Below are 22,944 nucleotides of genomic sequence, written 5' to 3'. Positions count from 1 at the left end.
ATGGGATTGGGGACCAGCCGCGCATGCGGCCCCTCTTGCCCCTGCCGCCCGCTGGTTTGCGAGGCGCGCCGCGCCAGGCGCGAAACCTCTGCGTTCTCTGCGCCTCTGCGCGCACAAATCATCCCTTTTCTCTTCGCGGCTTAGCGTCTTCGCGTGAACCAACCCTTCTCTTGCAACCTAAACCGATAAGCGGCACTCCGACGCAGTGCAGATCAAGCGGCTCCGCATCGCCGGGTTCAAGAGCTTCGTCGATCCCGCCGACCTCGCCATCGAGCGCGGGCTGACCGGGGTCGTCGGGCCGAACGGCTGCGGCAAGTCGAACCTGCTCGAAGCGCTGCGCTGGACGATGGGGGAGAACAGCGCGAAATCGCTGCGCGGCGCGGGGATGGAGGACGTGATCTTCGCCGGCACCGCGACGCGGCCGCCGCGCGATTTCGCCGAGGTGTCGATCCTGCTCGACGCGGGCGACGAGGAACGCGAGGTAGTGCGCCGGATCGAGCGCGGCGCGGGCAGCGCCTATCGCATCGACGGCCGCGACGTGCGCGCGAAGGACGTCGGCCTGCTGTTCGCCGATGCCGCGACCGGCGCACACAGCCCGGCGCTGGTCAGCCAGAACCGCATCGGCGCGGTGATCGCCGCCAGGCCCGCCGAACGCCGCGCGATGCTGGAGGAAGCGGCGGGGATCGCCGGCCTGCACGTCCGCCGCAAGGACGCCGAACAGAAATTGCGTGCGACCGAAGCCAATCTGGTTCGCCTCGGCGAGCTGATCGCCGACCAGGACGCGCGCGCCGCGTCGTTGCGCCGGCAGGCTCGCGCCGCCGAACGCTATCGCGCTTTGTCCGAACAGATTCGCGTCGCCGAGGCGCGGATGATCTTCGCCCGCTGGCGCGACGCGGTCGCCGCCGCCGAGGCGGCGCGGGCCGAAGCGCAGGCGGCGGACGCACGCGTCGCGGAGGCGACCGCCGCCGAACGCAGCGCCGCGACCGCGCAGCATGCCGCCGCGGAAGCCGTCGCCACCGCCCGCGCCGCCGCCCTGGCCGCGCGCGATGCAGTGAGCGAGGCCGGCCACCGCCTCGCCGCGTTGCGCACCGAGCGCACCGCCGCCGCACGCCGGGTCGCCGACCTCGCCGACGCGCGCCGCCGCATTGCCGAGGATCGCGCCCGCGAAGGCACGCTCGCCGCCGACGCCGCCACCGCGCTCGCCCGGCTGGGAGAAGAGGCGAAGGCGCTGGATCGCGCGATCCTTGCCGCCGCGGATGCCGCGCCTCGGTTGGACGCGGCGCTCGCCGAGGCGGAGCGGCAGGCGCGCGATGCCGAGGTCGCGCTGGCGCAGGGCCTCGCCGCACAGGCACGCGAGGCGGCGGAGGCGCGCGTCGCCGATGCAGCGCTTGCCGCTGCGCAGACCCGCGCCGACCGCGCGCGCCGCGATGCCGCGCAGATCGCGCAGGGTCTGGCGGCGCTCGGCGACGCCGCCCCGCTCGCCGCGGCGCGCGAAGAGGCCGCCGTTCGCCGGACGGCTGCAATGCGAGAAGCCGAACAGGCGCGGACCGCGCTTGCCGATGCCGAGCGCGACGAACGCGCCGCGATCGCCCGCCGCGATGCCGCCGAGACCGCGCGCGCCGCGGCCCGCGCCGATCTCGCCGCATTGGATGCCGAGGCGGCGGCGCTGACCAGGGCGACCCAGCGTCAGGGGCGCGAGCGGCTGCTCGATCGACTCGCCGCCGCCGCGGGCTATGAGCGCGCACTCGCCGCGGCGCTTGGCGACGATCTGGAGGGCGATCCCGCCGCCTGGACGGGCGCCGTACCGCAGCCGGGCGATCCTGCGCCGCCGACGGACGCGACGCCGCTCGCCGGTCATGTCACGGCGCCGGCCGCGCTCGCCCGGCGGCTGGCCCAGACGTTCGTCGTCGATACCGACACCGGCCAGTCGCTCGCGGTCGGGCAGCGACTCGTCACCCGCGCCGGTGCGCTGCGGCGCTGGGACGGCTTCGTCGCCACCGGCAGCGGCGCCGCGGCGGCGGAACGGCTCGAGCGGCTCAACCGGCTGAAGGCGCTGCACGCCGCACGCCCGGCCTCTGCGGCGGCGCTCGACACGGCGGAGGCGGCGCGCGCGGCGATCGATCGCGCCATCGCCGCGGCACGAACCGCCGCGCAAGGCGCACGAACGGCGCTGACGCGGGCGGACAATGCCGCGCGCGAGGCGGAGCGCGCAGAGGATCGCGCTTCAGCGGCGCTCGAACGGCTCGCCGGCCAGCGCGCCGATCTCGACGCCCGTGCCACGCGCATCGCAGGCGAAACCGACGAGGCAGAGGCGGACCTCGCGACCGCGACGGCCGCCCGCGCGGCCCTGCCCGACGGTCGCGACAGCGCCGCCGCGGTCGCCACGCTGTCGCGGGTCGCCGACCGCTGCCGCACCGCGGTCGCGCAGGCGCGCGGCGAACGCGCGACGCTCGACCGCGCGACGCAGGCGAACCGCGAACGGCTCGCCGCGGCGCAGGCCGACACGCGCAGCTGGCGCGCGCGCGCCGGCGAGGCGGCACGGCGCATCGCCGATATGGACAAGCGCGACGCGGTGCTTGCCGACGAAGCCGCAGAGATGGCGGGCCGTCCCGCCGCGCTCGACACCGCCATCGCCGCGCAACAGGCGGAGCATGACGCCGCCCGCGCCGCCGCCGATACGCAGGCCGCCGCCGAGCATGACGCGGAGGCCGCCTTGCGCCGCGCCGACGACGCGAACCGCCGCACCAGCGAAGCTCTGGCGCAGGCGCGCGAGACGCGCGCCGGCAGCGCTGCCCGGCTCGAAAGCCAGGAGCTGCGCCGCGTCGAGATGGGGCGGCTATCGGGCGAGCGCTTCGAATGCCCCGCCCCCGTGCTGCCCGAGCGGCTGGGGTTCCGGAGCGACACGATCCGCACCCCTGCCGACGAAGGCGCGGCGCACGAACGCCTGTCCTCCGAACGCGAGCGGATCGGCGCGGTCAACCTCGTCGCCGAGCGTGAGCTCGCCGAACTGGAGGCGGCGGGCGCGACCAACGCCGCCGAACGCGACGAGCTCAACGAAGCGGTCCACCGCCTGCGCGGCTCGATCGGCACGCTCAACCGCGAAGGGCGCCAGCGGCTGCTCGCCGCGTTCGAGGCGGTCGACGGCCATTTCCGGCGGCTGTTCACCACGCTGTTCGATGGCGGCCAGGCGCATCTCCAGCTGATCGATTCGGACGATCCGCTCGAGGCGGGGCTGGAGATCATGGCACAGCCGCCGGGTAAGCGGCTGCAATCGCTCACGCTGCTGTCAGGCGGCGAACAGGCGCTGACCGCGGTCGCGCTGATCTTTGCGCTGTTCCTGACCAATCCGGCACCGATCTGCGTCCTCGACGAAGTCGATGCGCCATTGGACGACGCCAATATCGAACGCTTCTGTGACCTGCTCGACCGGATGACGCAGGAGACCGATACGCGCTATCTGATCGTCACGCACAACGCGGTGACGATGAGCCGGATGCACCGCCTGTTCGGGGTGACGATGGTCGAGCGTGGAGTGAGCCGGCTGGTGTCGGTCGATCTGGGCGGCGCGACTACGCTGCTGGCGGCCGAATAGCCTTCACCCCTTCCCGTTGAGGGAGCGCACGTCAGGCGCGCGGCCAATGCTGCAGATTCGCCAGTACCCGCCCGGTGTAGAGCAGGCACAGCTGCTGATGCACCGCCGCGGCGGCGGGATGGTCGGCCTGGATCGATCGGATCGCCTCGACGAACGAACGGTCGGACCAATAGGGCGTGTCGTTGCGGGTCATCGCACGTTCCTTTTTCGACCCCCTGCGCCGTCCGTATCGCAGCCGCGGATTGCACCCATGTTGCGGTCGATCAATATCGTATTGCCGCCCACGCCCTTGCGCCGCCCTCCGCGGAACGTATATCGAACGGATGGCGCAGCTCGACACCCGTGAAAAGCTCGCGATCCTCGCCGATGCGGCGAAATACGACGCCTCCTGCGCCTCGTCGGGTACCGCCAAGCGGAACAGCCGGGACGGCAAGGGGCTGGGATCGACCGAGGGGATGGGCATCTGCCACGCCTATGCCCCCGACGGCCGCTGCATCAGCCTGCTCAAGATCCTGCTGACGAACAGCTGCATCTTCGACTGCCATTATTGCATCAATCGCAAGAGCAGCAACGTCCGCCGCGCGCGCTTCACCGCGGACGAGGTCGTCAAGCTGACCATCGCCTTCTACAAGCGCAACTACATCGAGGGACTGTTCCTCTCCTCGGGCATCATCAAGTCTTCGAACTACACGATGGAGCAGATGGTCGAGGTCGCGCGGAGCTTGCGCGAGGATCATCATTTCCGCGGCTACATCCATCTCAAGACGATCCCCGACGCCGACCCCGAGCTGGTGCATCAGGCAGGGCTCTACGCCGATCGCGTCTCGATCAACGTCGAGCTGCCGACCGTCAGCGGGCTGAAGCGGCTCGCGCCCGAGAAAGACGGCGCACGGATCGAGGGCGCGATGAAGGACGTGAAGACGTCGATCCTCGATAACGGCGACGCGCGCAAGAAGTACAAATCGGCGCCGCGCTTCGCGCCCGCCGGCCAATCGACGCAGATGATCGTCGGCGCCGACGCCGCGACCGACGGCGAGATCGTCACCCGCGCCTCGACGCTCTACGACCGGTTTGGGCTGCGCCGCGTCTATTATAGCGCGTTCAGCCCGATCCCCGACGCCAGCACGGTGCTGCCGCTGCAACGCCCGCCGCTGATGCGCGAGCATCGCCTGTACCAGTCCGACTGGCTGATGCGCTTCTACGACTACAGTCCGCACGAGGTCGTCGCGGCGGCGGACGATGCGACCGGCATGCTGCCGCTCGATATCGATCCCAAGCTCGCCTGGGCGCTCAAATTCCGCGAGAGCTTTCCCGTCGACGTCAACCGTGCGCCGCGCGAAATGCTGCTGCGTGTGCCGGGGCTCGGGGTGAAGGCGGTCGACCGGATCGTCGCCAGCCGACGCTGGCGACGGCTGCGGCTCGACGATGTCGCGCGGCTGACGGTGAGCGTCGCCAAGGTGCGCCCCTTCATCGTCGCCGAGGACTGGCGGCCGGTGCTGCTGACCGATCGCGCCGACCTCAGGCCGCTGGTCGCGCCGAAGAAACACCAGCTCGAACTGTTCACCGCATGAGAATGACTCGCGGGTGAAACGCTCGGGCGGCTGGCCGGTTGGGCGAGCGAAGGAGACACGTCATGGCACTCGCCCAGATCTACGCCGACCTGAAACGCGATCACGACAAGCAGCGCGGCATGCTGAAGGAACTCGGCGAATTGCAGGGCGACGGCAAGAAGCGGCAGCAATTGTTCGAGGCGTTCCGTCTGGAGCTGCAAAGCCACGCCGCCGCCGAGGAGGAATCGCTCTACGCGACGATGCTGCGCGACCCCGAGCTGCGCGACGACGCGCGCCATTCGGTGAGCGAACACAAGGAGGTCGACGACCTGCTCGGCGAGATGGCCGATCTCGACTTCGGCTCGGACGAGTGGAGCGAGAAATTCTTCCACATGCGCCGCCGCTACGAGCATCACATCACCGAGGAAGAGGAAGAGATGTTCCCCGCCGCCGCCAAGGAACTGGACGATGCGACCGAGGCGGAGCTCGCCGACATCTACGAGGAGCGCAAGCCCGAGGAGTTGAAGATCGCCAAGGACAATCCGCCCGGCGGCGACGAGCGCGACTGATCGTGCAGCCGGCCTGAGCGATGCGCGTCGTCACTTTGCCCGCGCCCGACGATTTCGACGCGTGGCGTGATGCCGCACGCGGCCTCGCCGCGGCGGAGGTGCCGCCGGACGATATCGTCTGGCAGGTCGGCGACACGCCCGCCGACCTGTTCGCCGTTGCAGGCGACGAGGGCGCTCCGCCGATGCCGGCCGCGACCGGCTTTTCGGTGCCGCGCGCGTTCATCGACCTCGCCCGCGACGTCGTCATGGCGCGCGAGCCCGAGCGGTTCGCGCTGCTCTACACCGCGCTGTTTCGCCTGCGGCGCGAGCCCAAGCTGGTCGAGGATCATGCGGATCCGCTGATCCGCCGGCTGGAGGTGCTCGCCAAGGGGGTGCGCCGCGACATCCACAAGATGCGCGCCTTCCTGCGCTTCCGCGAGGTCGAGGACGACGCGGGCAGCCGCTACGTCGCCTGGTTCGAGCCCGAACATCACATCGTCCGCGCCAACGCCGCCTTCTTCGTCAACCGCTTCGCGAGTATGCGCTGGTCGATCCTGACGCCCGAGGTGTCGCTGCACTGGGACGGCAAGGCGCTCGCCGAAGGTCCCGGTGCGAGCAAGGCCGACGCCCCCGACGGCGATCCGACCGAAGAGGTGTGGAAGACCTATTACGCCAGCATCTTCAACCCCGCACGCGTCAAGATCGGCGCGATGCTGAAGGAGATGCCGCGCAAATACTGGAAGAACATGCCGGAAACCGCGCTGGTCGGGCAATTGATCGCCGGCGCGCAGGCACGGGAGAGCGGGATGATCGCGACGGCACGCACGGAGATCGGCGGCAATGTGCAGGCGGCGTGGGAAGCGCTGCGCGACGAGGCGGCGGCGTGCACCCGCTGCCACCTGTACAAACATGCAACGCAGACGGTGTTCGGCGAAGGGCCGGTCGATGCGGCGATGATGTTCGTCGGCGAACAGCCCGGCGATCAGGAGGATCTCGCCGGCACGCCGTTCGTCGGCCCAGCGGGACAGGTCTTCAACCGCGCGATCGCCGATGCGGGAATCGACCGCGCGCGCGTCTACGTCACCAACGCGGTCAAGCATTTCAAGTTCGAGCAAAAGGGCAAGCGCCGCATCCACGCCAAGCCCGACACCGGCGAGATCCAGGCATGCCGCTGGTGGATCGAACAGGAACAATTGCTGGTCCGCCCGCAGGTGACGGTGGCGCTCGGCGCGACCGCGGCGCGGTCCTTGCTGGGGCGGACGGTGACGATCGGGCGCGAACGCGGGCAGGCGCTGCGGCTGCCCGAGGGCGGCGAGGCGTGGATCACGGTGCATCCGAGCTACCTGCTCCGCCTGCCCGATCCGGCGCAGAAGGAAGCGGAATATGCGCGGTTTGTTGAGGATCTGAAGAAAGCGCAGGCGTCGGTGACCGCCTAAACTCCTCCCCGGCACGGGGAGGGGGACCGCTTGGCGCAGCCGGGTGGTGGAGGGGGATCGCCGCAAGCGCGTTGCCTGTGGAAGTCCCCCTCCGTCACCGCTCCGCGGTGCCACCTCCCCGTGCCGGGGAGGAATTGCTTACATTTCGCGGGGGTCGGGGCCGATGCGTTCGTCGCGGTCGAGCGCGTCGATCGCCGCCACGTCCTCGTCGTCCAGCGTCAGGTCGAGCGCTGCATAATTGTCGCTGAGGTGGTCGGGGTCCGCTGCCTTCGGGATCACCGACAGGCCGTGCGCGAGGTGCCAGGCGATCACCACCTGCGCGGCCGAACGGGCATGTTTCTCCGCCACGCGTACGATCGTGGACTCGCGCAACAGGGCGCCGCCCTGCCCCAACGGGCTCCAGCTCTGCGTCACGATGCCGTGCGCCTCGTGATACGCGCGCTCCTCGCGGCGCTGGTGATACGGATGCAGCTCGATCTGGTTGAGCGCCGGGGTCACGCCGGTCGCCTCGATGATCGCATCGAGATGCTCGGGCAGGAAGTTCGACACGCCGATCGACCGCGTCTTGCCCGCCTCGCGCAGGTCGACCAGCGCCTTCCACGCCTCGACATATTCCCCCTGCCCCGGGGCCGGCCAGTGGATCAGGTACAGGTCGACCGCATCGAGCCCGAGCAGCGCCAGGCTCTCGCCGAGTGCCGCCGCGGGATCGCCCTGCCGGTCGTTCCACAATTTGGTGGTGACGAAGGCAGCGCTGCCGTGCACGCCCTCGCCGACGCCGCGTTCGTTGCCGTAGATCGCGGCGGTATCGATCAGCCGATAGCCGAGGTCGAGCGCACGCCGCACCGCAACCGGTGCCTGCGAATCGGGGAGTTTCCAGGTGCCGAGCCCCAGCCGGGGCATGGTGCGGCCATCGTTGAAGGTCAGATCATTCATGGTCCCCCAAGCGCACAAGCGGATGAGCGGGTTCCCCCTTTCCTTGCGGCCCATGATCCGCCAAGCCCCGGCCCCATGTTTGAAAAGATCCTCGGCGTCCTCGCCACCTTCACCATCTGGGTGATCTCCAGCGGCGGCTATGTCGGCATCGCGATCCTGATGGCGATCGAGAGCGCGTGCATTCCGTTGCCGTCCGAGATCATCATGCCGTTTGCGGGCTATCTCGTCTCGACCGGGCGGTTCGACCTGTATCTCGCCGCGACCGCGGGGGCGATCGGTTGCAATATCGGCTCGATCGTCGCCTACGAGGTCGGCAAGCGCGGCGGGCGGCCGCTGGCGGAACGCTGGGGCCGCTACGTGCTGATCGGACCGGGTGAGCTCGACGCCGCCGACCGCTTCTTCGCGCGCTGGGGATCGGCGGCGGTGCTGATCGGGCGGCTGCTGCCGGTGATCCGCAGCTTCATCGCCTTCCCAGCCGGGGTCGCGCGGATGCGGCTGGTGCCGTTCCACGTCTATACCTTCCTCGGCAGCTGGCCATGGTGCTTCGGCCTCGCCTGGGTCGGCATGAAGCTGGGCGACAAATGGAACAGCGATCCGCGCGTCAAGGCCGCCTTCCACCGCGCCGACCTCCTGATCGGCGTCGTCCTGATCGCGCTCGTCGCCTTCTACATCTGGCACCGCATCCGGGGGCTGAAGCGCGCTCAGCCGTAACCGCGACGCTGCGCCAGCGCGCGCAGATCGTCGTCGCGCCTCGGCACCAGCACCGGGCCGGTCAGGTCGAGCTGCGTCACCTTGAGGAACAACAGCACGGCGATATGCAGGGGATCGGTCCGGGTCATCGGCATGGCTCCTGTCGAAGGGATGCCCAAGCGCGCGGCGACCACGGATCCGCGCTCCCTCGTGGTGACCCACTGGCGCCAGTCACGCGGGCGGCGGCAGGCTAGGCCCGGCGAGCGGTCCAGACAAGCCACGCTATAGCGGGCAGCGCCAGCCCCGCCCACCACGCAAACCCCGCCCAGGGCGTCCAGCCGAACCATTCGCTCGGCACCGTGCGCAGCGCACCGGCAGCGAAGGGACCGGCGATCACCGCCTGCCAGACCGGAAAGGCGGTGCCGGGGGGTGCGAAAATCTCCGCTGAGGCGATCCCCGCATTGATCGCGATCGACAGCGCGAGCAGCGCCGCCATGCCGAGGCGCAGCGCCCGATGGTCCGCCTGCGCCCACACCATCGCCAGCCCCAGCGCGAGCGGCGCGACGGCGGGGATGGCGAAGCGCGGCCCGGTGGTGTTGCCGCCCTGCCAATAGACATAGGCCGCGTTGACCAGCAGCACGACCACAGCGGCTGCAATCGCGGTCACCGCCAGACTGCGGCTCCGCGGATCGCGCAGACCCAGCCACAAGCCGAACGGCGCCAGCACCAGCACCGGCGCGACCCAGATCAGCCCATATTGCCAGCCGACGAGGATCGCGCGCAGCACCGCAAGGCGCGGCATGCCGAGCCCGAACAGCCCCTGCTGCATCCCCTCCCAACCGACCACGCCGGCATAGCCGATGCGGAACGGCGTCCCGAAGGCGATCAGATTATAGGCGGCCAGCGGCAGCAGCGCGGCGATCCCGCCGGCGATCCCCATGACGAGCAGCCGGTCGCGATCCGCCCGCTGCCGCAGCTGCCACGCCGCCCAGCCTGCGATCACCGCGCCGGCGAGCACCGCCTGATGCTCGACCACCACCGCCCAGCCGAGGCTGGCGCCCGCCAGCAGCGCGAGGCCAACACTCCGCTTGCCATGCATGCCCCGCCAGATCGCCCAGATCGCGATCATGTACAGATCAGCGACGACGGCATGGCCGAACAACGTCGTCGACCAGCCCCAGACCGGCGTGCCGAGCGCATAGCCGAGCCCGGCGAACAGCCCCGCTCCAGCGCTGCCGGTCAGTTCCAGGCCCAGATCGAACAGCAGCACGGCGGCGATCGCGGTCAGCAGCGCCGGCCCGCTCGCCGCGGCAAGGCGCGTGCGCAGCCGCAGGTAACGATCGAAATCGGGCGATCCCGCGATATGATCGACCGCCCGCTCGCCGGTCAGCGCATCGGCGAATGCCACCGCGGCCAGCGCCATCAGCGTCATGCCCGGCGCCTTGTCGAGATAGACGTGATTGCCGAACACCGCCTTGTCGATCGTCAGCGCGGCATAGCGGTCGATCGTGGCGTCGCCCTGCTCGACCAGCGCGATGGCGGCATACATCCGCGTCGCCTGATTGTCGTTGCGCTCCCACGATCCGAACCAGGCGCAGCTGAACCAGACCAGCGCGAACAGGACGGCGCGGATACGGCTCACCCGAACAGCCAATGCCCCAGCAGCCGGTCGAACGGAAAGGTGAAGAACCCCGCGATCAGCAGCGCCCCGGTCACCAGCCCGCGCACGCTGCGCCGGTGCCGTGCGACCTGATGCTTGCGCGCGGTGTACCAGAGGATCGGCACCTGGATCAGCACCCATACCGACAGGATGTGGATCAGGCTGAACCCGCCGGGGTTGGAAAGGTGGATGCCGAACGACAGCGCCGCGGTGAGCAGCATCGCCACGCTCCACACCTGCCCCAACATCCGATGGCGCGCATCGCCGCGCGGGCGCAGCAGGATCACCGGGGCCAGCGCGAGCGCGACGAGGATGGTGGCGATATGCGCCCAGACCATTCCCGGCACCCCCGCCCAATGCGCATGACCGCGTGCGAGCGCCGTCAGCACCGCGGCGAGCAGCACCATGGCGGCGACGCTCAACCCCTTCTCGAATCCGTCCGCCGCCCATGGCGCCGGCCTTGCCGCGCGCCCGATCGCCGTTGCCATATCGTTCCCCCGTTAGCCCGAAGGGCAGGCTATCGTACCGACCGGATCAGGCCAAGACGGCAACAGGCTTTTCCCTGTGCGTGGGTCGAAGGTAGCCCAAAATACCGCGTCACCCCGGACTTGTTCCGGGGTCCACCGTGCCGCATGCGCACGGCTGAAACCTCAAGCCATTCGCGTGCCGCGGAGTGGACCCCGGAACACGTCCGGGGTGACGGGGGAAACTGGTAGCGCCCCTCCCCCGATCAGGGAACGCGCGCTTCCTCGACCTTGCGCGCCTGGTTCTCCTTGCGCGCGGCGCGGGCGTTCTGGAGGAAGCAGCCGGTCTGGCCGCCCGCACCCACGGTCGAACAGCTGCCCGTGCTGTTCGCGCCGACGCCGGCGTCGAGCGTCCCCTGCGCACGAGCCGCCCAGCTTTCGTTCTGTGGCGTCACCTGGAATTCGCGCAATTCCTTCGGCACGCGATATTGCTCGCGCGCGCTGCGCCGTTCGCAGATGACGATCTCGTCGCCGTCGTTGTTGGTCGGGCAGCGTTCGTTGCCGTAGAGGACGAGCACGCCGTTGACCGGTGCGCGCTTGGCGACCTCGCCCGGTGCCTGGATGACCACCGGCCTGGCCGCGCCGGGCAGCGCCGGCATCGGGCTGACCTGTGCCGCCTGCTGCGCCAGCACCGGGCTGGCCAGCATCAGCACGGTCGCGATGAATGCACGCATGACAAATCCTCTCAAATTCGCTTCGCCGCCGCGATCGCCACCTTGCAGCCCAGCCGGATGAGACCGCTCAATACCGGATAGCCGACCGCCTGTTCGGCGCCGTTGGCGAGCGCATGGTCGCGATGCTCCAGCTCCTCGGCCTGGAAATCTCGAATCGCCGCCGACAGTTCGGGATCGCTGGGCCCAAGCGTATCCAGCTGGTGCTGGTAATGTTTGTCGATCTCGGTTTCGACGGCCGCGGTGCAGGCCATCGCGGCATTGGGGCCGATCGCCGCGGTGATCGCGCCCAGCGCGAAGCCCGCCTTGTCCCAGAACGGCTGGAACAGCGTCGGCCGCACGCCGCGCTCCGCGATCATCCGGTCGAAGAAGGCGCGGTGACGCTCCTCCTGCACCGCCATATGATGGATCGCGCGGCTTGCCGGGTGGCGGTCGCCGAACACGGCGAGCTGCCCCGCATAGATGCGCGTCGCACCATATTCGCCCGCCTGATCGACGCGCACCATCGCGCGGGTCGATTCGCGCCGGTCGCCGGGTCGCCAGCCGCTCATCGCGCTTTCCTCATCAGCCACAAGATAAGGCCCGCGCCGCCGAGCGAAAGGATCGCGTTGAACCCGGCGAGTGAAATCCCCGCCAGCGTCCATTGCGGGGCGTCGCAGCGGACCATCGGCGCGTGCATCAGCGCCTCGAGCCGCGCCGCACCGTCGAGCCCGCGCAGGTTCACCGTCTGCGTGCAGGCGGTGAAGCCGTTCCACCAATGATATTCGACCCCGGCATGCGCGACGCCGATCGCCCCCGAGACCGCGATCAGCAGCGCGGCGAGGATCGTGAACGCCTTGGCAATGCTCCGCTGCGGCACGACGAAGGCGAGCAATGCGAACGGCAGCGCGGCATAATGCGGCCAGCGCTGCCAATGGCACATCTCGCACGGATAGAGGTGGCCGAGCAGCTGTGATCCCCACGCGCCGGCGAGCAGCGCGGCGGGCAACAGCAGCGCGAGGACGCGCGCGAGGCGTTCGTCGCGGGTCATTGGCGCGCCGGCGGCGTCGCGGCGGTCGGCGACGGTCGCGGCCGGGTCGCCGCCGCGACCTGCGCCGCGCCGCCGAGCCGCGCGACGGTCTTCAATGCGTAATAGAGCTGGAAGTCGTCGATGCCCTGCTTCTTCAGCTGGTCGGGGGTCATCGCGAAGCGCGGATCGTCCTTGGTGTCTTCCTCGAGGATCTTGTTGTCCGCCTTCACCTCGTTGATGAGATGGCGGCGCAGATCGGCCTCGCGGAAGACGGGGCGCGTCTTGAGGTCGGGGTCGCTGATCTGCGGCACGCGGATGTCGGGTTCGATCCCGCCTTCCTGCACGCTGCGTCCCGACGGCGTATAGTAACGCGCGGTGGTCAGCCGCAGCGCGGTCTGCGGGCCGAGCTGGAGCAGCGTCTGCACCGATCCCTTGCCGAAGCTGCGCTCGCCCATCACCAGCGCGCGGTGATGGTCCTGCAGCGCGCCCGCGACGATCTCCGACGCCGACGCGGTGCCGGGATTGGTCAATACCACGACGGGCAGGCCGTGCGCGTCGTCGCCCGGCTTCGCGAAATAGCGCTCGATATCCGACTTCTCGCGGCCGCGCTGCGAGACGATCTCGCCATGGTCGAGGAAGGCGTCGCTGACCGCGATCGCCTGCGTCAGCAGTCCGCCGCCATTGTCGCGGAGGTCGACGACATAGCCCAAGGGCCGGTGGCCGAGGCTCTTGTCGATCGCCATGATCGCCGCGCGCGTGTCGGCGCCGGTATTTTCCGAGAAGGTGTTGATATTGATATAGCCGACGTCGCCGCGGACTTCCCATTTCACCGGTCGCTGGATGATGACCTCGCGGTTCATCGTCACCTCGACCGGCTTGTCCTGCCCGGGGCGGACCAGCGTCAGGCTGATCTTCGTACCCGGCTTGCCGCGCATCAGGCCGATCGCCTCGTCCAGCGTCTCGCCGTAGATCAGCTTGCCGTCGATATGGGTGATATAATCGCCCGACTTGACGCCCGCGCGATACGCCGGGGTGTCCTCCTGCGGCGCGACGACCTTGACCGCGCCGTCTTCCATCTGGACGGTCAGGCCGAGGCCGCCGTAATTCCCTTCCGTCTGGATGCGCAGATTGTCGTAGTCGAGCGCGTCGACGTAGCTCGAATGCGGGTCGAGGCTTTGCAGCATCCCCTGGATCGCGCCCTTGATGAGCGCCTTGTCGTCGACCTTGTCGACATAGTCCGCCTTGATCCGGTTGAAGACGTCGAGGAACTGGTCGAATTCGCGATAGGTGTCGGTGTCGACCGCCGCCATCGCCTGCGTCGCGAGCGGGATCAGGGACAGCGAGCCGAGGATTGCAGTCGCGGTAAGCAGCGGACGGGCCATCGAATGTCCTGAAAGGCGGGGAAACCCCACGTGTTTAGCGTCTTTCCGTGCCCGAGCAAAGCGCAGCGACGCTGAACGCGGGCTGACTTCGGGCGGGCGATCAGCCGAGCAAAGCAACGATGTCGATCGGACGACCGCGGCGGCGCAGCTCGACGGTGATGCGCGGGTCCTCGCCGCTGCCCGCGGTACCGAGCGCTGCCCCCGCCGCAATGCGCTGCCCGGCGGCGACCTGCGTCGCGGCGAGCCCGGTGACGAGGCTGGTCCAGCCGTCGCCATGGTCGATGATGACGATGCTGCCATAGCCGCGGAACGGCCGCGCATAGCGGACCAGCCCCGCCGCCGGCGCGGTCACCGGCGCGCCGGCGGCGACGGCGAAAGTCAGCCCGCGCGAGCGCACGCCGCTTTCCGAAATCTCGTCGAGCCCGGTGACCAGCCGCCCGCGCACCGGCAGGCGATAGACGCCCGCGACCGGCACCGGCGGCGTTGCGCCCGGCGCGAGCGGGCGCGGCAGCGGGCCGGGCAGGCGCGCGAGATCGGCGGCGGTCGCCTGCGCCGCATCGCCCTCGCCGAGCGAGTCGAGCAGGTCGCGCGCGCGTTCGCCGAGCGCCAGCGCGCGATCCGATTCGCTCATCGCATCGCGACCGAGCGCCTGCGCGCGGCGGCGGTGCGACGCCTCCAGTTGCGCGAGCGCCAGCCGATCCGCGTCGAGCCGCGCCCGCCCCTGTCGCAGCGCCGTGGCGGCGACTTCGGCACTGGCCTGCAGCTCGCGGGTGCGTGCGATATCCTGCCGCACCGCATCGGTTCGCGCGCGCACCACCGGCAGCGCGCCGCCGAGCACCGCGCGGACGTGGACGAGGTCGTCGACCGAACCCGGCTGCGCGATCGCCACCACCGCCGGCCGCCGGGCGAGCGCGGTCAGCGCGGCGAGCAGCCGCGCGACCGGCGCCTGCTGCGCGCCCAGCCGCGTCTGCTGGTCGGCGAGCAACCGCGCGACGAGTCCCTGGCGCGCGCGGGCGGCGGCGAGGTTGGCTTCGGCGGCGGCGACGCGGGCGGCGAGCGCGGCCTCCTGCGCGCGCGCCGTGTCTGCGGCATCGCGTTCGGCGGCGGCGTTGCGGGCGAGCGCGTCCGCCTTGCGCGCGGCGACCGCGGCGTCGCGCTTGGCGGTCGCGAGGCGTTGGCGCTGGTCGGTGAGCGTCTGGCTTTGCGCGGGGAGGGTCAGGGCGAGGAGAGCGAGACAACACAGTGCGACGCGCGCACCCTCACCCCTCCGCGGCTGCGCCGCTCCTCCCCTCTCCCAGCGGGAGAGGGGAAAGACGCCGAAGGCGGCGAGGGGTGAGGGTGAGCGCGAGATGCCAGCCATCACCCCTCCCGATGATACGGATGCCCCGCCAGGATCGCGGTCGCGCGGAACAATTGCTCGGCCAGCATCGCCCGCGCCAGCATGTGCGGCCAGGTCGCCCGCCCGAACGACAGCAGCAGGTCCGCCTCGGCCCGCTCGACATCGCCGAAGCCATCCGCCGCGCCGATCAGGAAGCGCACCTCGCGCGTGCCGGTGTCGCGCCAGCGCTCCAGCCGGCGCGCGAAGTCGACCGACCCCAGCACCTCGCCCGTCTCGTCGAGCATCACGCGGATCGTCTGCGCGTCGAGCGCGGGCGGCTTGCCGCCGGTGTCGGGCAATTCGGTGACGCGCGTCGGCCAGGCGATCCTCTTCAGATAGCGTGCCACCAGCTCCGCCTCGGGCGAGCGCCCGATCTTCCCACGCGCCACGATGTGGAGGAGGATCTACGCCTCGGGGGTGGGAAGCGGCTTCAGCGACGACGAGACGGTATCGCCGAACTGCCACATCCGCTCGAGGTTGTAGAAGGTGCGCACCTCGGGCCGGAACAGGTGGACGATGACGTCGTTGGCGTCGATCAGCACCCAGTCGGCGGTCTGCAGCCCCTCGATCCGCACGCTGCGGCCGAATTCGGCCTTCACCTTCTCGGCGATCTTGTGCGCCATGCTGGCGACCTGCCGCGTCGAACGGCCGCTGGCGATCACCATATGGTCGGCGATCGACGATTTGCCGGCGAGCGGGATCGAGATCACCTCTTCCGCCTGATCGTCGTCGAGCGACGCCAAGATGAGCCGGCGCAGCGCCTCGACCTCCGCGGGGTCGGCCGGTCGCACGGCATGGGGGGTACTCGCCAAGGTTACTCCTGGGTTGCCGGGCCGGCGCTGTGCCGGTGCCAGTCGGGATCGGCCGCGCGGGCCGCGGTGGCGGAACTCGGGTCGGGGCGGAAGCGCAGCAGCACGAGGGCCGGCAAACTCCACGTCATCCAATGTTTCGCCTGGTCTGCGGGCCGTTGGAAACGCCGCAGCCAACCCATCGCGACGCTCGCGAGGGCGTCGTCGTCATACCCCGGACGCGCGATGACCGCAATCGGCATCGTGCGCGCGATTCCACGCCATCCCCGCCAGCGATGGAATTGCGCCAGATTGTCCGCGCCCATCAGCCAGATGAAGCGCCGTTTCGGGTAGCGCCGCTGCAGCTTGCGCAGCGTGTCGAGCGTATAGCGGGTGCCGAGCTGCGCCTCGATATCCGTCGCCCGGATCGGCGCGCGGCGCGCCTGCCGCTTCGCCGAGGCGAGCCGGGCGGCGAGCGGCGCCATGTCGGACGCGCCGGCCTTCAACGGATTGCCCGGCGACACCAGCCACCACGCCTCGTCGAGGTCGAGCGCACGGATCGCGGCGAGCGTGATCCCACGGTGCCCGCGATGCGCGGGGTTGAACGATCCGCCGAGCAGGCCGGTGGGGGTCACAGCCTGCGCCGCCGCCAATCCTCGCGCCCGTGATAGGCGCGCAGGATTTCCACGTCGCCATTCGTCACCCGATAGACGAGGATATAGTCGGTATGCGGGACACGCCATTTGCGCTCGCCGTCGTCCAACATCGAACCGGCATGGGGAAATTCGGCCAGAAAGTCGCCCGCGGCAATGGCGGCACGACCGACGGCATCGGCGAAGGCCGGATCGTTCCGAACGTTGAAATCATCGATCCGCGACAGGTCCGCCCGCGCCCGCCGCGTCCATCTGGCGCGCGTCATGCCCCGCGCCGGGCCGCCACACGCTCCTCGAACCACGCCTCCATGTCTTCCTGGCTTATCAACTCACCGCGGTCGGCGGAATCGATGCCCTCCTGCACGAAGGCCCGCCACTCGACCTCGCGTTCGGCCGCCTCCCGGATCGCGTCGGCAGCGAAGACCTCACCGCTGATGCCGCGTGCCTGCGCGATCTCCTGGACCAGCGCCAGCGTGGCAGGATCGAGCGGTGCGACGATCGAAACCGGTGCGTTCATTCGATTACTCTACGCCGGTCATATCACGGCATCAACCACGCACCTGCCCTGTCCCGCGCCCGACCCATTTGTACGTCGTCAGCCCTTCAAGCGCCACCGGCCCCCGCGCATGCAGCCGGCCGGTGGCGATGCCGATCTCCGCGCCCAACCCGAACTCGCCGCCGTCGGCGAACTGGGTCGAGGCGTTCCACAGCACGATCGCCGAATCGACCTCGGCGAGGAACCGCTCGGCGACGACCGCATCCTCGGCAACGATAGCGTCGGTATGATGCGAGCCGTGCGCGGCGATATGCTCGATCGCCTGGTCGATGCCGGCGACCATCGCCACCGAACAGATGGCGTCGAGATATTCGGTGTCCCAATCGGCGTCGTCGGCGAGCGCGATCCCCGGCAGGATTGCCGCGGCATGATTGTCGCCGCGCACCTCACACACCGCCTCGCGCAGCGCCGCGATCAGCGCCGCGGCGTCGCCGAACCCGCGGTCGATCAGCAGCGTCTCCATCGATCCGCAGATACCGGTGCGCCGCATCTTGGCATTCACGACGATCGCGCGTGCCATCGCAGGATCGGCGGAGGCATCGACATAGACGTGGTTGATGCCGTCGAGATGCGCCAGCACCGGTACGCGCGCCTCCGCCTGTACCCGCGCGACGAGGCTCTTGCCGCCGCGGGGCACGACGAGGTCGATCACGCCGTCCGCCGCGAGCATCGCACCGACCGCCGCGCGATCGGTGGTCGGGACCAGCTGCACCGCATCCGCCGGCAGTCCGGCTTCGGCGAAGCCGGCGACGAGCGCGGCATGGATCGCGCGGTTGCTGTGCACCGCCTCGCTGCCGCCGCGCAGGATCGCGGCATTGCCCGCCATCACGCACAGGGCCGCAGCATCCGCAGTGACGTTGGGGCGCGATTCGTAGATGATGCCGATAACCCCGATCGGTACGCGCACCCGGGCAAGCTGCAGGCCGTTGGGCCGCTCGGCGCGATCAATCGTTTGCCCCACGGGATCGGCGAGCGCCGCCACCGCGTCGACTCCGGCCGCCATGCCGCCGATCCGCGCTGCATCGAGTTTCAGCCGGTCGAGCAGCGCACCCGACAGCCCACGTTCGGCGCCTGCCGCCATGTCACGCGCATTGGCGGCGAGGATCGCCGGTTCCGCCGCGCGCAGCGCGCTCGCCGCCGCGCGCAGTCCGGCGGCCTTGGCCGCGGTCGGCAGCCCGGCCGTTATCCGCGCAGCGGCGCGCGCGCGGCGGCCCATGTCGGCGATCAATGCGGTCGGATGTTCTACGTCGGCCATGGCGTTCGTTACCATGCCGTTCCCTCTCGCGCCACGAAGACGAGCTTGCTAGGGTCCAACCCCATGTCGGGGGATATCGCAGCAGCAGCGGACGTCATCAGCGGTGCGCTCGCCGCGCGCGCGGTGGAGCCGCACGGCGGGAACGCCACGGATCACGGTCACGGTGGCGCATTGTGCCTCAATTGCGGGACGCGGCTGATCGGCGCGCATTGCCATGCCTGCGGGCAGAGCGGCCACGTCCACCGCTCGATCGGCGCGATCGGGCATGAGATCGCGCACGGCGTCTTCCATTTCGAAGGCAAGATCTGGCGCACGCTGCCGATGCTGGTGTGGCGCCCGGGCGACCTCACCCGCCGCTACGTCGCGGGCGAGCGCGCGCGGTTCGTGTCGCCGCTGGCGATCTTCCTGTTCACCGTCTTCCTGATGTTCGCGACGATCAGCGCGCTGGGCGGCGACATCGCCGAGGCGGTGTCGCCCGAATCGATGAGCCGCAATATTGTCGGCTTCGCGCGCGGCGCGGAAAAGGCGCAGGACGCGCTCGACAAGGCACAGGCGAAACGCGCCACGCTCGTCGCCGCGGGCCAGCCGACGCGCGAGGTCGATTCCGAGATCTCCACGCTTCGCACCACCGTCGCGGCGCTCAGGCACACGCAGACGACGGGTGCCGACGGCGACCAGAGCTTCACCTTCACCCGGGCCAGGACGGGCTGGGCGAGCCTCGACCATGGCCTCGACAAGGCGAACAAGAATCCCGGCCTCGCGCTCTACAAGCTGCAGACCAGCGCGTACAAATACAGCTGGCTGCTGATCCCCATCTCGACGCCGTTCGTCGCGCTGCTGTTCCTGTGGCGGCGGCGGTTCGGGCTGTACGACCATGCGATCTTCGTCACCTACAGCCTCGCCTTCATGATGCTGATGGTGATCGCGCTCATGCTGATGGGGGTCGTCGGGGTGGGCGGCGGCTGGATCTCGCTCGCCGTGCTGCTGGTGCCGCCGATCCACATGTTCCGGCAGTTGCGCGGTGCCTATTGCTTACGCAAGCGATCGGCGCTGTGGCGTACGGCGGTGCTGCTCGTTTTCGCCTGGGCGGCATTGCTGTCGTTCGTCGCGCTGCTGCTGGTCCACGGGCTGACCGACTAGCCGCGGGGGCTGGCCTAGCCGCCCTGCCCGACCTATCTTCCGGCCATGCAGTTCTTCAGCCGCTTTTCGCCGATCCGCGCCTACAAGGACCTGCGACTGTTCCTGACCGGGCGCCAGCCGTACGAGCTCGGCTTCCTGGCGCTGGCGATGGCGATCACCGGCTTCTTCGTCTACGCCTTCATGCGCAACGACATCCCGCCCGAGCCCTATTCGCCCAACATCATCTATTTCAAGAACTACGCCGCGAACCGCACCGACGCGCAGATCAAGGCGCAGCAGGCGCTCGACAAGGTCGACCAGGACAAGCGCATCGCCGCACAGAAGGCGCGCGAGGAGAAACTGCGCAGCCAGTTCAAGCAGGTCGACGATGCGATGAGCAAGTGGGGCCTGTAAGCGCCGCAAACGACGCGCGATGGATGGGCGCGGCGCTCGCGCTGGCCGAGCGGACGCGCGGGAGCACGGCGCCCAATCCCAATGTCGGCTGCGTGATCGTCCGCGACGGCCGCGTCGTCGGGCGCGGCTGGACGCAGCCCGGCGGGCGGCCGCATGCCGAGGCGATGGCGCTCGCCGCGGCGGGGCCGCGCACGCGGGGGGCGACCGCTTACGTCACGCTCGAACCCTGCGCCCATGTTTCGGCGCGCGGTCCCGCCTGCGCCGACCTGCTGGTCGCGGCGCACGTGGCGCGAGTGGTGGTCGCGATCGGCGATCCCGATCCGCGCACCGACGGTAGCGGCATTGCGCGGCTGCGTGCGGCGGGGATCACGGTCGATACCGGCGTTCGCGCGGGCGAGGCGGCGCACGGCATGGCGGGGTTCCTGACCCGCCAGCGGCTCGGGCGGCCGTTCGTGACGCTCAAGCTCGCCACCTCGCTCGACGGCCGCATCGCGCTGCCCGACGGCAGCAGCCGCTGGATCACCGGCCCTGAGGCACGCGCGCACACGCATCTGGAACGCAGCCGGCACGAGGCGATCCTGGTGGGCCGCGGGACGTGGCAGGCGGATGCGCCGCGTCTGGATGTGCGCCTGGCCGGATTGGAGGCGCGAAGTCCGCAGCGGGTCATCCTCTCCTCTCACCCTCACCCTTCGGCGCTTCGCGCCTCTTCCCTCTCCCGATGGGAGAGGGAGGGAGCGCCGCAGGCGCGGAAGGGTGAGGGTGAGAGCGACGTCCTCTGGATCGACTCCCCGCACGCCATCGCCGCCCTCCCTGCCGACCACCTCTTCGTCGAGGGCGGCGCTGCGACCGCCGCCGCCTTCCTCCGCGCCGACCTCGTCGACCGGCTGCTGCTCTACCGCGCGCCGATCGTGATCGGCGCCGGCACCTCCGCGATCGGCGACCTCGGGATAGCCGATCTTGGCACCGCCCATGGCCGCTGGCGGTTGCACGATGCGCGGCAGCTTGGCACCGACCGTCTCGAGGTCTACGAGCGCACCCCATGTTTACCGGCATAGTCAGCGATATCGGCACCATCGAAGCGGTCGAGGACCGCGGCGACACGCGCGTGCGCATCGCCACCGCCTACGATACCGAGACGATCGACCTCGGCGCGTCGATCGCCTGTTCGGGCGTCTGTCTGACCGTCGTCGACAAGGGGAGCGAAGGCGGACGGGGCTGGTTCGACATGCAGGTGTCGGGCGAGACGATCGCGCGCACCGCACAGGATCAATGGACGAAAGGCCGCCGCCTCAACCTCGAACGCGCGATGAAACTGGGCGACGAACTGGGCGGCCACATCGTCACCGGGCACGTCGACGGCATCGCCGAAGTGCTCGACGTCACGCCCGACGGCGACTCGCACCGCGTCGGCTTCGCCGTTCCCGCCGCGCTCGCGCCGTTCATCGCCGCCAAGGGCTCGATCACGATCGACGGCGTCTCCTTGACCGTCAACGGCGTCGAGGATCATGGGGCCAAGACGCATTTCTGGGTCAACCTCATCCCCCACACGCAGGCGGTCACCACGCTCGGTGCGCTGGCCGCGGGCCAGGCGGTCAACATCGAGATCGACGTCCTCGCCCGCTATCTGCAACGCATGGAGCATTACCGTGGCCGCTAAGCCCGAAATGGCGCGCCTGCGCCACGCCTTCCTCTCCTCGCCGGAGGAGATCATCGACGAGGCGCGCAACGGCCGGATGTTCATCCTGGTCGACGACGAGGATCGCGAGAACGAGGGTGACCTCGTCATCCCCGCACAGATGGCGACGCCCGAAAAGATCAACTTCATGGCCAAGCACGGCCGCGGCCTGATCTGCCTCGCGCTGACCAAGCGCCGCGTCGACGAGCTCGGCCTGTCGCTGATGAGCCGCAACAACGGCACGCGCTACGAGACCGCCTTCACCACCTCGATCGAGGCGCGCGACGGCGTCACCACCGGCATCTCCGCCGCTGACCGCGCGCGCACCGTCGCGGTGGCGATCGATTCGTCGAAGGCGCGCGACGAGATCGTCACTCCCGGCCACGTCTTCCCGCTGGTCGCGCGCGACGGCGGCGTGCTGGTGCGCACCGGCCATACCGAGGCGGCGGTCGACGTCGCGCGGCTGGCCGGGCTCAATCCCTCGGGCGTGATCTGCGAGATCATGAACGAGGACGGGACGATGGCGCGCCTCGACGACCTCGTCACCTTCGCGCAGTTCCATAACCTCAAGATCGGCACGATCCGCGACCTCATCGCCTATCGCCGCCGCTACGACCATCTGGTCGAGAAGCGGGCCGAAGCACGCTTCACCAGCGAATGGGGCGGCGAATGGACCGCGCTCACCTATTGGAACAAGGCGACGGGCACCGAACAGATCGCGCTGGTCAAGGGCAAGGTCGATCCCGCCAAGCCGACGCTGGTGCGCATGCACGCGCTGTCCCCCTTCGCCGACATCTTCGGCGAGAATGGCGCGCGCGAGGGGCTGCTGCGCCGCTCGATGGAGCTGATCGCGGAGGAAGGCGCCGGCGTGATCGTCGTCATCAACCGCCCGCGCGCCGACCAGTTCACCGTCGCGCTCCAGGCCAAGGCGGGGACCTTACCAGAGGCGGACATGGAGGAATTGCGCGACTATGGCGTCGGCGCGATGATCCTCACCGAGCTCGGCGTCGAGGAAATGGTGCTGCTCACCAACACCCACCACACGCTGGTCGGCCTCGACGGCTACGGCCTGTCGATCGTCGGCGAGCGCCGGATCGAAGCGGACGACTGA

General features: G+C 69.9%; 26 protein-coding genes and 1 riboswitch. Of the genes, 10 read left to right on the top strand and 16 right to left on the bottom strand.

The features are described from left to right. The first annotated feature begins 205 nt into the window (after nt 1-205). A complete protein-coding gene (locus M9979_RS11790; protein ID WP_254289551.1) occupies nt 206-3,592 on the top strand; it encodes a chromosome segregation SMC family protein in 3,387 nt (1,128 codons plus the stop codon). A 31-nt stretch (nt 3,593-3,623) separates the two neighbouring features. Here the strand turns inward: M9979_RS11790 and M9979_RS11785 are convergent, their stop codons facing one another. Next, entirely contained in the window at nt 3,624-3,785 is a 162-nt protein-coding gene (locus M9979_RS11785) for a hypothetical protein (RefSeq protein WP_254289550.1), read from the bottom strand. Between the two features lie 130 nt (nt 3,786-3,915). Here M9979_RS11785 and M9979_RS11780 point away from each other — a divergent pair, with 130 nt between their 5' ends. The 3 genes from M9979_RS11780 to M9979_RS11770 all read left to right on the top strand — a co-directional run bounded on the left by M9979_RS11780 (nt 3,916) and on the right by M9979_RS11770 (nt 7,126). After that, entirely contained in the window at nt 3,916-5,163 is a 1,248-nt protein-coding gene (locus M9979_RS11780; protein ID WP_254289549.1) for a putative DNA modification/repair radical SAM protein, read from the top strand. Nucleotides 5,164-5,225: 62 nt separating this feature from the next. Continuing rightward, a complete protein-coding gene (locus tag M9979_RS11775) occupies nt 5,226-5,711 on the top strand; it encodes a hemerythrin domain-containing protein (protein ID WP_254289548.1) in 486 nt (161 codons plus the stop codon). Between the two features lie 20 nt (nt 5,712-5,731). Next, nucleotides 5,732-7,126, top strand: a complete 1,395-nt coding sequence (locus tag M9979_RS11770) for a UdgX family uracil-DNA binding protein (protein ID WP_254289547.1) — start codon at nt 5,732-5,734, stop codon at nt 7,124-7,126. 138 nt (nt 7,127-7,264) lie between these two features. Here the strand turns inward: M9979_RS11770 and M9979_RS11765 are convergent, their stop codons facing one another. Next, nucleotides 7,265-8,059: an aldo/keto reductase gene (locus M9979_RS11765; RefSeq protein WP_254289546.1), complete on the bottom strand. Its 795-nt coding sequence runs from the start codon at nt 8,057-8,059 to the stop codon at nt 7,265-7,267. 75 nt (nt 8,060-8,134) lie between these two features. Here M9979_RS11765 and M9979_RS11760 point away from each other — a divergent pair, with 75 nt between their 5' ends. Next, nucleotides 8,135-8,770, top strand: a complete 636-nt coding sequence (locus M9979_RS11760) for a DedA family protein (protein ID WP_254289545.1) — start codon at nt 8,135-8,137, stop codon at nt 8,768-8,770. Here the strand turns inward: M9979_RS11760 and M9979_RS11755 are convergent. From M9979_RS11755 to M9979_RS11690, 14 genes are all read right to left on the bottom strand, one after another. Further along, nucleotides 8,761-8,898, bottom strand: a complete 138-nt coding sequence (locus M9979_RS11755; protein WP_254289544.1) for a hypothetical protein — start codon at nt 8,896-8,898, stop codon at nt 8,761-8,763. The genes M9979_RS11760 and M9979_RS11755 overlap by 10 nt on opposite strands. Nucleotides 8,899-8,915: 17 nt before the next feature. Next, a riboswitch (ZMP/ZTP riboswitch) is annotated at nt 8,916-8,994 on the bottom strand. Between the two features lie 5 nt (nt 8,995-8,999). After that, nucleotides 9,000-10,391: a hypothetical protein gene (locus M9979_RS11750; protein ID WP_254289543.1), complete on the bottom strand. Its 1,392-nt coding sequence runs from the start codon at nt 10,389-10,391 to the stop codon at nt 9,000-9,002. Then, nucleotides 10,388-10,897 carry a DUF2306 domain-containing protein gene (locus tag M9979_RS11745; RefSeq protein WP_254289542.1) on the bottom strand — a complete coding sequence of 170 codons (510 nt, stop codon included), beginning with the start codon at nt 10,895-10,897 and terminating at the stop codon, nt 10,388-10,390. The genes M9979_RS11750 and M9979_RS11745 overlap by 4 nt, the downstream gene beginning before the upstream one ends. Before the next feature lie 242 nt (nt 10,898-11,139). After that, a complete protein-coding gene (locus M9979_RS11740; protein WP_254289541.1) occupies nt 11,140-11,607 on the bottom strand; it encodes a hypothetical protein in 468 nt (155 codons plus the stop codon). 11 nt (nt 11,608-11,618) lie between these two features. Further along, entirely contained in the window at nt 11,619-12,155 is a 537-nt protein-coding gene (locus M9979_RS11735; protein ID WP_254289540.1) for a demethoxyubiquinone hydroxylase family protein, read from the bottom strand. After that, complete coding sequence (locus M9979_RS11730; protein WP_254289539.1) at nt 12,152-12,634, bottom strand: disulfide bond formation protein B; 483 nt, start codon at nt 12,632-12,634, stop codon at nt 12,152-12,154. The genes M9979_RS11735 and M9979_RS11730 overlap by 4 nt, the downstream gene beginning before the upstream one ends. Continuing rightward, nucleotides 12,631-13,995 (bottom strand): S41 family peptidase, encoded by a 1,365-nt coding sequence (locus tag M9979_RS11725; RefSeq protein WP_254289538.1) that lies wholly within the window; start codon nt 13,993-13,995, stop codon nt 12,631-12,633. The genes M9979_RS11730 and M9979_RS11725 overlap by 4 nt, the downstream gene beginning before the upstream one ends. Before the next feature lie 100 nt (nt 13,996-14,095). Continuing rightward, nucleotides 14,096-15,355 carry a murein hydrolase activator EnvC family protein gene (locus M9979_RS11720; RefSeq protein ID WP_254289537.1) on the bottom strand — a complete coding sequence of 420 codons (1,260 nt, stop codon included), beginning with the start codon at nt 15,353-15,355 and terminating at the stop codon, nt 14,096-14,098. Next, nucleotides 15,355-15,777, bottom strand: a complete 423-nt coding sequence (locus M9979_RS11715) for a 23S rRNA (pseudouridine(1915)-N(3))-methyltransferase RlmH (protein ID WP_254289603.1) — start codon at nt 15,775-15,777, stop codon at nt 15,355-15,357. Before M9979_RS11715 ends, M9979_RS11720 begins: the two co-directional genes overlap by 1 nt. Next, nucleotides 15,778-16,185 carry a ribosome silencing factor gene (gene rsfS / locus M9979_RS11710; RefSeq protein WP_254289536.1) on the bottom strand — a complete coding sequence of 136 codons (408 nt, stop codon included), beginning with the start codon at nt 16,183-16,185 and terminating at the stop codon, nt 15,778-15,780. Between the two features lie 2 nt (nt 16,186-16,187). After that, on the bottom strand, nt 16,188-16,796 hold the full coding sequence (locus tag M9979_RS11705; RefSeq protein WP_254289535.1) for a nicotinate-nucleotide adenylyltransferase: 609 nt from the start codon (nt 16,794-16,796) through the stop codon (nt 16,188-16,190). After that, entirely contained in the window at nt 16,793-17,080 is a 288-nt protein-coding gene (locus M9979_RS11700; RefSeq protein ID WP_254289534.1) for a type II toxin-antitoxin system RelE/ParE family toxin, read from the bottom strand. Before M9979_RS11700 ends, M9979_RS11705 begins: the two co-directional genes overlap by 4 nt. Further along, nucleotides 17,077-17,331, bottom strand: coding sequence for a CopG family ribbon-helix-helix protein (locus tag M9979_RS11695; RefSeq protein WP_254289533.1), 255 nt, complete (start codon nt 17,329-17,331; stop codon nt 17,077-17,079). Before M9979_RS11695 ends, M9979_RS11700 begins: the two co-directional genes overlap by 4 nt. Before the next feature lie 31 nt (nt 17,332-17,362). Then, nucleotides 17,363-18,625, bottom strand: a complete 1,263-nt coding sequence (locus M9979_RS11690) for a glutamate-5-semialdehyde dehydrogenase (protein WP_254289532.1) — start codon at nt 18,623-18,625, stop codon at nt 17,363-17,365. Nucleotides 18,626-18,688: 63 nt separating this feature from the next. On the opposite strand from M9979_RS11690, the gene M9979_RS11685 reads away from it, so the two are divergent. The 5 genes from M9979_RS11685 to ribB are packed head-to-tail and all read left to right on the top strand — an operon-like array spanning nt 18,689 to nt 22,944. Beyond that, nucleotides 18,689-19,765 (top strand): DUF3667 domain-containing protein, encoded by a 1,077-nt coding sequence (locus tag M9979_RS11685; RefSeq protein WP_254289531.1) that lies wholly within the window; start codon nt 18,689-18,691, stop codon nt 19,763-19,765. A gap of 45 nt (nt 19,766-19,810) precedes the next feature. Further along, nucleotides 19,811-20,158 carry a hypothetical protein gene (locus tag M9979_RS11680; RefSeq protein WP_254289530.1) on the top strand — a complete coding sequence of 116 codons (348 nt, stop codon included), beginning with the start codon at nt 19,811-19,813 and terminating at the stop codon, nt 20,156-20,158. Between the two features lie 23 nt (nt 20,159-20,181). Continuing rightward, nucleotides 20,182-21,213, top strand: coding sequence for a bifunctional diaminohydroxyphosphoribosylaminopyrimidine deaminase/5-amino-6-(5-phosphoribosylamino)uracil reductase RibD (ribD, locus tag M9979_RS11675; protein ID WP_254289529.1), 1,032 nt, complete (start codon nt 20,182-20,184; stop codon nt 21,211-21,213). Continuing rightward, entirely contained in the window at nt 21,198-21,815 is a 618-nt protein-coding gene (locus tag M9979_RS11670; RefSeq protein WP_254289528.1) for a riboflavin synthase, read from the top strand. The genes ribD and M9979_RS11670 overlap by 16 nt, the downstream gene beginning before the upstream one ends. Then, on the top strand, nt 21,805-22,944 hold the full coding sequence (gene ribB / locus M9979_RS11665; RefSeq protein ID WP_254289527.1) for a 3,4-dihydroxy-2-butanone-4-phosphate synthase: 1,140 nt from the start codon (nt 21,805-21,807) through the stop codon (nt 22,942-22,944). Before M9979_RS11670 ends, ribB begins: the two co-directional genes overlap by 11 nt.

Origin of the sequence: Sphingomonas liriopis, from assembly GCF_024211255.1 — a bacterium.
GTDB lineage: Bacteria > Pseudomonadota > Alphaproteobacteria > Sphingomonadales > Sphingomonadaceae > Sphingomonas > Sphingomonas liriopis.
This window is presented reverse-complemented; position numbering and strand designations above follow the sequence as displayed.